We start from the raw sequence: 11,398 nt of genomic DNA, 5'->3' as shown, positions 1-11,398 counted from the left end.
ATATATGTAATGCGATTGGGTCTACACCCAAGTGATAATTGGGTCTGTAGCTCAGTTGGTTAGAGCGCACCCCTGATAAGGGTGAGGTCGGCAGTTCAACTCTGCCCAGACCCACCAATTTTATCTTACCCTGCGTTATTTAAAGCCTCGTTTAGTTTGACTAAACTTCGCCTTTAAATGCCTTGGTTAACATAAAATTCAGTGTATAAACACTGTCAGTTATCAGATGGGGTAACGGTTCTTCAATACGTTGTATTGGGGCCATAGCTCAGCTGGGAGAGCGCCTGCCTTGCACGCAGGAGGTCTGCGGTTCGATCCCGCATGGCTCCACCAATACATTACATGTAACTGTGACGAGAGATCAGAAATGAGTATTTCTTTGCTTGATTGAAATATTGATTTCTGATTTTTTAATCAGAACTGTTCTTTAAAAATTTAGGTATGTGATAGAAGTAAAAAAGACTAATTCATTACTTTCACTGGTAATGATTAGGCTAAGGTAAAATTTGCGAGTTCAAGCGAATTTTCGGCGAAAGTATCAAACCATTCACGACTGACTTTGAATAATCGCTGTGAAGCAGATTGTTTGGGGTTATATGGTCAAGTGAATAAGCGCATACGGCGGATGCCTTGGCAGTCAGAGGCGATGAAAGACGTGATAGCCTGCGATAAGCTTCGGGGAGGTGGCAAATAACCTTTGATCCGGAGATCTCTGAATGGGGAAACCCACCTAACATAAGTTAGGTATCTTGTACTGAATACATAGGTGCAAGAGGCGAACCCGGGGAACTGAAACATCTAAGTACCCGGAGGAAAAGAAATCAATTGAGATTCCCTTAGTAGTGGCGAGCGAACGGGGACCAGCCCTTAAGCTTCTTTAACGTTAGTAAAACACGGTGGGAAACGTGACCATAGTAGGTGATAGTCCTGTATACGAAAACGTTATAGAAGTGAAATCGAGTAGGACGGAGCACGAGAAACTTTGTCTGAATATGGGGGGACCATCCTCCAAGGCTAAATACTACTGACTGACCGATAGTGAACCAGTACCGTGAGGGAAAGGCGAAAAGAACCCCGGAGAGGGGAGTGAAATAGAACCTGAAACCGTATGCGTACAAGCAGTAGGAGCAGACTTTGTTCTGTGACTGCGTACCTTTTGTATAATGGGTCAGCGACTTATATTCAGTGGCAAGCTTAACCGAATAGGGAAGGCGTAGCGAAAGCGAGTCTTAATAGGGCGAATAGTCGCTGGGTATAGACCCGAAACCGGACGATCTATCCATGGGCAGGTTGAAGGTTGGGTAACACTAACTGGAGGACCGAACCCACTAATGTTGAAAAATTAGGGGATGACCTGTGGATCGGAGTGAAAGGCTAATCAAGTCCGGAGATAGCTGGTTCTCCTCGAAAGCTATTTAGGTAGCGCCTCATGTATCACTGCTGGGGGTAGAGCACTGTTTCGGCTAGGGGGTCATCTCGACTTACCAACCCGATGCAAACTCCGAATACCAGCAAGTGCGAGCATGGGAGACACACGGCGGGTGCTAACGTCCGTCGTGGAAAGGGAAACAACCCAGACCGTCAGCTAAGGTCCCAAAGTTATGGTTAAGTGGGAAACGATGTGGGAAGGCTTAGACAGCTAGGAGGTTGGCTTAGAAGCAGCCACCCTTTAAAGAAAGCGTAATAGCTCACTAGTCGAGTCGGCCTGCGCGGAAGATGTAACGGGGCTCAAACCATACACCGAAGCTACGGGTGCACTCTTTTGAGTGTGCGGTAGAGGAGCGTTCTGTAAGCCTGTGAAGGTGAGTTGAGAAGCTTGCTGGAGGTATCAGAAGTGCGAATGCTGACATGAGTAACGATAATGGGAGTGAAAAACTTCCACGCCGAAAGACCAAGGTTTCCTGCGCCACGTTAATCGACGCAGGGTGAGTCGGCCCCTAAGGTGAGACTGAGAAGTGTAATCGATGGGAAACAGGTTAATATTCCTGTACTTCTAACTATTGCGATGGAGAGACGGAGAAGGCTAGGCCAGCGCGGCGTTGGTTGTCCGTGTTTAAGGCAGTAGGCTGAGATCTTAGGCAAATCCGGGATCTTAAGGCCGAGAGCTGATGACGAGTCCTCTTATGAGGATGAAGTGGTTGATGCCATGCTTCCAAGAAAATCTTCTAAGCTTCAGATAGTTAGGAACCGTACCCCAAACCGACACAGGTGGTCGGGTAGAGAATACCAAGGCGCTTGAGAGAACTCGGGTGAAGGAACTAGGCAAAATGGCACCGTAACTTCGGGAGAAGGTGCGCCGGCTAGGGTGAAGGACTTGCTCCGTAAGCTCTGGCTGGTCGAAGATACCAGGCCGCTGCGACTGTTTATTAAAAACACAGGACTCTGCAAACACGAAAGTGGACGTATAGGGTCTGACGCCTGCCCGGTGCCGGAAGGTTAATTGATGGGGTTAGCGCAAGCGAAGCTCTTGATCGAAGCCCCGGTAAACGGCGGCCGTAACTATAACGGTCCTAAGGTAGCGAAATTCCTTGTCGGGTAAGTTCCGACCTGCACGAATGGCGTAACGATGGCGGCGCTGTCTCCACCCGAGACTCAGTGAAATTGAAATCGCTGTGAAGATGCAGTGTATCCGCGGCAAGACGGAAAGACCCCGTGAACCTTTACTATAGCTTTGCACTGGACTTTGAAGTTGTTTGTGTAGGATAGGTGGGAGGCTTTGAAACTGTGACGCCAGTTGCAGTGGAGCCAACCTTGAAATACCACCCTGGCAACTTTGAGGTTCTAACTCAGGTCCGTAAGCCGGATCGAAGACAGTGTATGGTGGGTAGTTTGACTGGGGCGGTCTCCTCCTAAAGAGTAACGGAGGAGTACGAAGGTGCGCTCGGGCCGGTCGGAAATCGGTCTAAGAGTATAAAGGCAAAAGCGCGCTTAACTGCGAGACCAACAAGTCGAGCAGGTACGAAAGTAGGTCTTAGTGATCCGGTGGTTCTGTATGGAAGGGCCATCGCTCAACGGATAAAAGGTACTCCGGGGATAACAGGCTGATACCGCCCAAGAGTTCATATCGACGGCGGTGTTTGGCACCTCGATGTCGGCTCATCACATCCTGGGGCTGAAGCCGGTCCCAAGGGTATGGCTGTTCGCCATTTAAAGTGGTACGCGAGCTGGGTTTAGAACGTCGTGAGACAGTTCGGTCCCTATCTGCCGTGGACGTTTGAGATTTGAGAGGGGCTGCTCCTAGTACGAGAGGACCGGAGTGGACGAACCTCTGGTGTTCCGGTTGTCACGCCAGTGGCATTGCCGGGTAGCTATGTTCGGAAACGATAACCGCTGAAAGCATCTAAGCGGGAAGCGTGCCTCAAGATGAGATCTCACTGGGATCTTGAATCCCCTAAAGGGCCGTCGAAGACTACGACGTTGATAGGTTGGGTGTGTAAGCGCTGTGAGGCGTTGAGCTAACCAATACTAATTGCCCGTGAGGCTTGACCATATAACACCCAAACAATTTGGGTCTGGTTGATACCAAACAAACGAAAATTTAGTTGAACTCAAAACACCGAATCAACTACTATTACATACCTAATTCGAAGGCACGACAAAGCCGAGGCACACCTGCCCAGCCCACAACGGACCTTCTAAAGAATTGCTTGACGACCATAGAGCGTTGGAACCACCTGATCCCTTCCCGAACTCAGTAGTGAAACGATGTATCGCCGATGGTAGTGTGGGGTTTCCCCATGTGAGAGTAGGTCATCGTCAAGCGCCAAACAAAAATCCCCTGTACGCACATCGCGACAGGGGATTTTTTTTGCCTGTTTTTCCTTCTTTAACCACTAAACGCTAGTTGCTGTGATAGTCGTTGCTTCTTATCTAAGCTGTATTGGTTTGTAGTGACATCAAGCTGTCATCTGAATTTGCCTTAATAGCTGCAGTTCTATTAACTATCGACTATTAGGTGAAACGATGCTTGAGATTTACATGGTTGTAGGCTTCATGCTGGCGGCCTATTCAATTATTGCCAACGATGCGATTCAAACCCTAGGAACCTTTATTTCTTCTAATAGCAATAGGCCCTGGTGGATTCTTTGGTTGTTTGTGTAGTGGTCAAATAATTCCAGACACTTTGTTAAGAATTTCTTCCGCTGCTAGCGGAGTCAAGCCACGATTAAATGTATGTGGTCGTTGCTGATTATAATATTTCATCAGGTAACCACTGATATCTTTTTGAGCAGCCATAAAACTGTTATACCCAAACATTGGTACCCACTCTGTTTTTAAGCTACGAAATAGTCGCTCCACCGGTGCATTATCCCAGCAGTTACCTCGGCGACTCATACTTTGAACCATGCGATATTGCCATAGACGCTGACGAAACTGATAGCTAGCGTACTGTGAGCCTTGATCTGAGTGAAATAACACACCTTGCGGACGACCGCGCTGCTCCCATGCATGCTCTAACGATTTTACGATTAAGCTGGCATCAGCTGTTTCAGACATAGACCAACCAACTACCCGTCGAGCATAAAGATCCAAAACAACTGCTAGGTAACTCCAGCGCTGACCTGTCCAGATGTAAGTAATATCCCCGCACCAAACTTGATTAGGTCGTGTTACAGCAAACTTCCTGTCTAAACGGTTCGGTATATCAAGTCGTTCAAGCGTGGCTTGTTTGTACACGTGCGAGCCTGGCTGCTTACATGATAGACCGAGTTCGTTCATCATCTTACGCACCTTAAAACGACCTATAGTGACACCTTGTTTACTCAGCATACATTGCAAAGTGCGACTGCCCGCTGAGTAGCGACTCTTGTTAAATAATTGACTTACCAGCGCTCTTAGCTTGATGTGCTCGACATCTACTCGTCGCGATCTTTTTCGATACTCATAGTAACAAGAGCGATTAACCTCAAAGGTCGCACACACGATTTCAACAGGGGCATACTCTCTTAACTTCTCAATTAGCGTGTATGTTTCCAATCGTCCGACATTAAGAGAGCTGTAGCCTTTTTTAATATGGATTTCTCCATCTCAAGCCGTCTGCAGCGCTCTTCAAGCTCTTGAATGCGCTGTTGTTCTTGGGTTATTGCTTTACCTTTTGGAGTGATACCTTGACGCTCTTCTGAGAGCTGTTTAACCCATCGGTGCAAGGCCGACTTACTCACACCTAATGATGTGCAGGCTTGGGCAAGACTGTAGCCTTGATCAAGCACCAAGCTAGCGGCTTCTTGTTTGAATTCTGGAGTAAAAGTACGTTGTTTGTTTATCATAGAGCACCTCTTTATGGCGAACATTATCGCCTAAGTAGATGTCTGGTTTCATTAGACCACTACATTGCCAGTTCAGTGCTGGTGGTAGTACTGCTCTACGGTTGGTATAGCTCAACTACGGGTGATGCTTCCTATGGACGTTTAGAGAAAATTCCTTTTCCAGAAGAAGGATTAACCTGGCTGTACATCGTCCCACCGATCGTTATTTTGATTCTGACTCGTTTTTCAATTCCAGTGAGTACCACTTTTTTAGTACTCACCATTTTTGCACCAAGTAATCTAGGTTCAATGTTAGTTAAGTCATTAATGGGCTATGCGGTTGCTTTTGTAGTGGCTATTTTGTTATTTCGTTTTGTTATTCGAGGCTTAACTGAGCACTTTGATCGTACCGCAGGACAACCTGCTCCTGGTTATTGGATCATTTTACAGTGGCTTGCTACCGCTTTTTTATGGAGCCAGTGGTTAATTCAAGACTTAGCCAATATTTTTGTTTATGCACCTCGCCAAGTGACTGCTGATTGGATGATTTTTGCTGTGGTGACCTTTGTCGCTCTGTTAGGAGTGATTTTTTATCATAGCGGGGGAGCGATTCAAAGAATTGTTACTAGTAAAACCGGTACCCGTGATATCCGTGCAGCGACTATTATCGACTTTATCTATGCCTTAGTTTTATTGGTATTTAAAGAGTGGAGCAATATGCCAATGAGTACTACTTGGGTATTCCTAGGCTTGCTGGCAGGTCGAGAGTTTGCGATTGCTATGCACATGTTTAATCCTTCAGTGCATGACACGGCTAAAATTGTACGTAGTGATGCGGCTAAGGCAGGGTTAGGACTGGCGATTAGTGTATTGCTAGCCTTAGGTTTACCTTGGTTCTATAGCGTGATTAACTAAGTGCAAGGCAAACGCCCAGCGTAATCATTGCGCTGGGCGTTTTGCTTTAAGCGCTGAGCATAAATAGGCTAATTAATAGGCCTAATCCTGCTAGCCAAATTAATGAGCGAAGGCTTGCCCAGTCAGCAATATAGGCAATTAAATATAAAACTCGGCTAATCACAAAACTAATAGCAAGCACATCAATTGTGCTTTGCGCTATCTGGCCAATTTGCTGCGCAATAATGATGGCCGCTGCAAAAAAGGGCGCAATTTCATGGCTATTTAGCTGCGCATTATTGGCACGTTTGGCTTTACCCGTAACTTGATCTAAAAAAGCACGAGGATCGTGATTATCACTTGCGGGCATTTTACCTAGAAGTTTAGCTGAGGTTGCTGCAACTAAGGGCAACAGCATAACGATTAGCACACACCAGTAAGCAAGGGTCATAAATACCTCCATTGAAGGGCAGTAAAAGCATGGTTCGGCTATATGTAACCATAAGCAGATTAACAAAGCGCTTTGATGAGGTATAATCTCTTACAGCTATTAGCTATTTTCCTATTACGAGGGGCGCTGCAGCAGAAGTTTCTGTCAGGCTCGTAATGGCACGCTGTAACGCTACAGCCTCGTTCAAACGGCGCCCATTCGCGAAGATTAATTAAATGACGAATGGAGACTCTCCTATGAGCGCTGTTGCTCCTAATGGTTTTACCGATTTTAAAGTGGCCGATATTTCCCTTGCTGAGTGGGGCCGTAAAGAAATTATTATTGCTGAGTCAGAGATGCCAGCTTTAATGGGCTTACGTAATAAATATGCTACTTCTCAGCCACTAAAAGGTGCAAAAATTCTTGGCTGTATCCATATGACCATCCAAACGGCAGTGTTAATCGAAACGCTGGTAGCCTTAGGTGCTGAAGTACGTTGGTCCAGCTGCAATATTTTCTCTACTCAAGATCAAGCAGCGGCTGCTATTGCAGCGGCAGGCATTCCGGTCTTTGCCTGGAAAGGTGAAACTGAAGAAGAGTACGTTTGGTGCATTGAGCAAACCATTAATAAAGCTGGGCAGCCTTGGGATGCCAATATGGTGTTGGATGATGGTGGTGATTTAACCGCGATTTTGCATGAAAAATACCCAGAAGTGCTGGCTAACGTTCATGGTATTACAGAGGAAACCACCACTGGCGTGCATCGTTTATTAGAGATGCTGAAAAAAGGTACGTTAAAAGTTCCAGCCATTAACGTTAATGATGCGGTGACTAAAAGTAAGAACGACAACAAATATGGTTGCCGTCATAGCTTAAATGATGCGATCAAGCGCGGTACCGACCATTTATTATCAGGTAAACAAGCCTTAGTTATTGGTTATGGTGATGTGGGTAAAGGCTCGGCGCAATCTTTACGCCAAGAAGGCATGATTGTTAAAGTCACTGAAGTTGATCCTATTTGTGCAATGCAAGCCTGTATGGATGGTTTTGAGTTGGTTTCTCCGTACCTAGATGGCATTAATGATGGCACTGATGCTTCAATTGATCAGGCTCTGCTGGGCAAAATTGATTTAATCGTAACTACTACCGGTAACGTCAATGTATGTGATGCCGGTATGTTAAAAGCACTAAAAAAACGTGCAATCGTTTGTAATATTGGTCACTTTGACAACGAAATTGACACTGCTTTCATGCGTGCAAACTGGGCTTGGGAAGAAGTTAAACCGCAGGTACACAAAATTCACCGTACCGGTAAAGATGGCTTTGATCCACAGAACGATGATTATCTAATCCTCTTAGCTGAAGGCCGCTTAGTTAACTTGGGTAATGCCACTGGTCACCCAAGCCGGATTATGGATGGTTCATTTGCTAACCAGGTGCTGGGACAAATTCACTTATTTGAGCAAAAGTACGCTGATTTAAGTGCAGAGCAACAAGCCGCTTTGTTGACCGTTGAAGTGTTACCGAAAAAACTCGACGAAGAGGTAGCGCTAGAAATGGTTAAAGGTTTTGGTGGAGTGATTACACAATTGACCAAAACCCAAGCCGATTATATTGGGGTACCGGTGGCGGGACCCTTTAAACCTGATACTTATCGTTATTAAGTGCCACAAAACGCCATTACCTAGTAATGGCGTTTTACTTTCTATATTCCTAAATTTTTAAAATTGATAGCGTAAAGGCATAAGCCTTCTATAAGGATATCCAATGAATACAACGCCAAGATGCAGCTTTGAATTTTTTCCAACTAAAACTGAAGCGGGGCACTTAAAATTAATGGCTGCTGCAGAGCAATTGGCTAGCCGTAATCCGCATTTTTTCTCTTGTACTTATGGAGCCGGTGGTTCTACACGTGATCGCACCATTGAAACTGTGTTAGGGCTCAAGCAAACCACCCAGGTTTCGACGGCTCCGCACTTATCTTGTGTAGGTGATACGAAAGCCGAGCTTAAAGAGCTATTAGCCTTCTATCAAACCCAAGGCATTGAGCGAATTGTTGCCTTACGTGGTGACTTACCTTCAGGGATGGGGATGGCTAGTGGTGAATTACGTTATGCCAATGAGCTGATTGAATTTATTCGCCAAGAAACCGGTGAGCAGTTTATTTTAGAAGTGGCTGCCTATCCTGAAATGCATCCACAGGCACGTAATTTTGAAGAAGATTTACAGAACTTTGTGCGAAAAGTAGAGGCCGGAGCGAACAGCGCCATCACTCAATATTTCTTTAACGCGGATTGCTACTTTTATTTTGTTGAGCGAGTGCGTAAACTGGGGGTCGAAATTCCTATTATCCCCGGCATCATGCCTATTACTAACTATAGTAAGCTTGCGCGATTCTCTGATGCTTGTGGTGCAGAGTTACCACGTTGGATTCGTAAGCAACTCGAAGCTTACGGGGATGATTCTCAAAGTATCCAAGCATTCGGTACTGAAGTCATTACTTCAATGTGTGAGCAATTGTTAGCCGGTGGGGCGCCTAGCCTACACTTCTATACGCTTAACCAAGCCGAGCCAAGTTTGGCAATTTGGGATAATTTAAATCTTTCAACTAAGTCATAACTTAGTATTTATTTGTAAAACATCGTCACTCAGAACAGTGCCTAGCGCAGGGCACTGTTGGTGAGAAAACTTTAGTTTATGTTTTACCTTAGAACTTCGCGCCCCAAAGTCGGCGGGTCGCCGACCACAGGAAGACTCCATGTCATTTGCAACCCTCGGATTATCTGAGGCGCTGGTTAAGGCTGTGCATGCAGCCGGTTATAGCCAGCCAACTCCCGTACAGCAAAAAGCAATTCCCGCTGTACTTAATGGCCGCGATTTAATGGTAGCTGCACAGACTGGTACCGGGAAAACGGGTGGCTTTGCTTTGCCAGTATTAGAGCAGCTGTTCCCTAACGGTCAACCTGATCGTGAGCAGCGCCATGTGCGTAAACAGCCACGGGTCTTAGTGTTAGCTCCTACTCGTGAGTTAGCTGCTCAGGTGCATGATAGTTTTAAACTGTATGCCACCGAATTACCCTTTGTTAGCGCCTGTATTTTTGGTGGAGTCGGTATGGCTCCGCAGATTAAAGCAGTAGCACGTGGGGTCGATGTATTAGTGGCGTGCCCTGGCCGCTTATTGGATTTGGAAAATCAGCAGAAAATTGATTTATCCGCTGTTGAAATCTTAGTCTTAGATGAAGCTGACAGAATGTTGGATATGGGCTTTATCCATGATGTGAAAAAGGTTTTAGCCAAGTTACCCAAGCAGCGGCAAAATCTGCTATTTTCTGCGACCTTCTCGAAAGATATTACTGATCTAGCATCTCGCTTATTACATAACCCAGAGCGCATTGAGGTCACACCACCCAATACCACGGTGGAGCGGATTGAGCAGTTTGTTTATCGCATTCCTGCGCAACAAAAACGTGCGTTGCTGGCCCATTTAATTACCTTAGGCGCGTGGGAGCAAGTATTAGTATTTACTCGTACTAAACACGGGGCTAACCGTTTAGCTGAATACTTAAGCAAAAATGGTTTACCCGCCGCCGCCATTCACGGTAATAAAAGTCAAAATGCCCGAACCCGTGCCTTGGCCGACTTTAAAGACAATAATCTACGCGTATTAGTGGCTACCGATATTGCTGCCCGTGGTTTAGATATTGATCAGCTTCCTTATGTGGTTAACTTTGAGTTACCCAACGTTGAAGAAGACTATGTTCATCGAATTGGGCGTACTGGTCGTGCGGGTCGAGCAGGGCATGCCGTATCTTTAGTGGCGCCCAATGAGGTGCGGTTACTGAAAAACATTGAGCGGATCACTGCGCAAACGATTGCTGAGGGCGATTTAATGGGCTTTAGTCCTGAGCAGTTACCAGCAGAAGAAGTGGCCGAAAGCAACGATGACGAGCGTAAAGCCCGTGGTCGGCGTTCTAACCATCCAACGGCACGTGGACGCAGGCAGCAAAATGAGCGTAATGAAAAAACAGCAACTGGAGCAGCGCGCCGTGGTCGACCTAAAGCTTCTGCGATTGCCGAAGCCAAAGGCTTAGCCGATACGCAAAAAGCCGTACCTGCCACCACTGAATCAGCCAGTGAAGTGAATACTCCACGTAAATCGGCACGTACTTCGAATGAGCGCCAAGCACCACGTACCGCACGTGGCTCACAGCCGCGTAATAATCGCCGCACTGCTGCGCCACAAGTACCGGCAAATCGTGATCCAGAAGTATTTCTCGATGATGAGATTGATAACTTTGGTAACCGTGTCGATTACGTCAGTCCTTATCAAGGCCGAACGACAGCCAGTCAGCGCAATACACGTGGATACCAAGCAGCGACTGCCGGTGGACGCGGTGAGGCTGGTAAAAAAACGCCGGCTAAGCGTAACTCTAAAGGACGTAATACGCCGGCGGCAGTAAAAACCACGGTAGGCGGTACCCCAATTGCCGCCCCTCGCGCCCAAAAGCCCAGAGCTACTGGTTATAAAGGCCGTAATGCGCAGCGTGGGTTACATACGCCAAGCTATCCGGCTAGCGGTTATTCCCGCTCAGAGCCACGTAATTACCCAGCGGCAGAGCCGGTGACGCCAAAACCTTTAATTATTCGTAAAGGCGAGCGCTTACCGAGTTTAGAACAACTAGAGCAACTGGATCGACGTAATCGTCGTGAAAAGCCTGCGATTTTTAAGCGCGATGAATAAGGGCTAAAGCCAGCCAGACTAAAAGCAGGTTTAACCACCTGCTTTTTTTATGCTTAAAATTCACTTGATAGCAGTCAATCTACGCAA

The 11,398-nt window shown here is 46.5% G+C and carries 6 protein-coding genes, 2 tRNA genes, 2 rRNA genes and 1 riboswitch; of the genes, 8 read left to right on the top strand and 2 right to left on the bottom strand.

Annotated elements, in window-relative coordinates; genetic code table 11:
- The first annotated feature begins 40 nt into the window (after positions 1 to 40).
- From AKN87_RS08745 to rrf, 4 genes are all read left to right on the top strand, one after another.
- A tRNA-Ile gene (locus tag AKN87_RS08745) sits at positions 41 to 117 on the top strand.
- A gap of 140 nt (positions 118 to 257) precedes the next feature.
- A tRNA-Ala gene (locus tag AKN87_RS08740) sits at positions 258 to 333 on the top strand.
- A gap of 265 nt (positions 334 to 598) precedes the next feature.
- Positions 599 to 3,490, top strand: a 23S ribosomal RNA gene (locus AKN87_RS08735).
- A gap of 156 nt (positions 3,491 to 3,646) precedes the next feature.
- A 5S ribosomal RNA gene (gene rrf, locus AKN87_RS08730) occupies positions 3,647 to 3,762 on the top strand.
- A gap of 342 nt (positions 3,763 to 4,104) precedes the next feature.
- Here the strand turns inward: rrf and AKN87_RS08725 are convergent.
- A protein-coding gene (locus AKN87_RS08725; RefSeq protein WP_096334862.1) for an IS3 family transposase occupies positions 4,105 to 5,267 on the bottom strand; the annotation gives its coding sequence in 2 pieces (ribosomal slippage) (positions 4,105 to 5,012 and positions 5,012 to 5,267; 1,164 coding nt in all).
- Positions 5,268 to 5,342: 75 nt separating this feature from the next.
- Here AKN87_RS08725 and AKN87_RS08715 point away from each other — a divergent pair.
- Positions 5,343 to 6,161: a hypothetical protein gene (locus tag AKN87_RS08715; RefSeq protein WP_199533065.1), complete on the top strand. Its 819-nt coding sequence runs from the start codon at positions 5,343 to 5,345 to the stop codon at positions 6,159 to 6,161.
- Positions 6,162 to 6,207: 46 nt separating this feature from the next.
- Here AKN87_RS08715 and AKN87_RS08710 read toward each other — a convergent pair whose 3' ends face one another.
- Positions 6,208 to 6,591, bottom strand: a complete 384-nt coding sequence (locus AKN87_RS08710) for an MAPEG family protein (protein WP_053103183.1) — start codon at positions 6,589 to 6,591, stop codon at positions 6,208 to 6,210.
- 112 nt (positions 6,592 to 6,703) lie between these two features.
- Positions 6,704 to 6,794: riboswitch (S-adenosyl-L-homocysteine riboswitch) on the top strand.
- 33 nt (positions 6,795 to 6,827) lie between these two features.
- Here AKN87_RS08710 and ahcY point away from each other — a divergent pair.
- The 3 genes from ahcY (at position 6,828) to AKN87_RS08695 (ending at position 11,311) form a co-directional block, all read left to right on the top strand.
- Positions 6,828 to 8,234 carry an adenosylhomocysteinase gene (gene ahcY, locus AKN87_RS08705; RefSeq protein ID WP_053103182.1) on the top strand — a complete coding sequence of 469 codons (1,407 nt, stop codon included), beginning with the start codon at positions 6,828 to 6,830 and terminating at the stop codon, positions 8,232 to 8,234.
- Between the two features lie 103 nt (positions 8,235 to 8,337).
- Complete coding sequence (gene metF / locus AKN87_RS08700; protein ID WP_053103181.1) at positions 8,338 to 9,189, top strand: methylenetetrahydrofolate reductase [NAD(P)H]; 852 nt, start codon at positions 8,338 to 8,340, stop codon at positions 9,187 to 9,189.
- 139 nt (positions 9,190 to 9,328) lie between these two features.
- Complete coding sequence (locus AKN87_RS08695; protein WP_053103180.1) at positions 9,329 to 11,311, top strand: DEAD/DEAH box helicase; 1,983 nt, start codon at positions 9,329 to 9,331, stop codon at positions 11,309 to 11,311.
- Positions 11,312 to 11,398 lie beyond the last annotated feature (87 nt).

The organism is Thiopseudomonas alkaliphila (genome assembly GCF_001267175.1).
Lineage (GTDB): Bacteria > Pseudomonadota > Gammaproteobacteria > Pseudomonadales > Pseudomonadaceae > Oblitimonas > Oblitimonas alkaliphila.
Note: the sequence above shows the minus strand (reverse complement) of the source record. Positions and strands in the feature narration are given on the sequence as shown.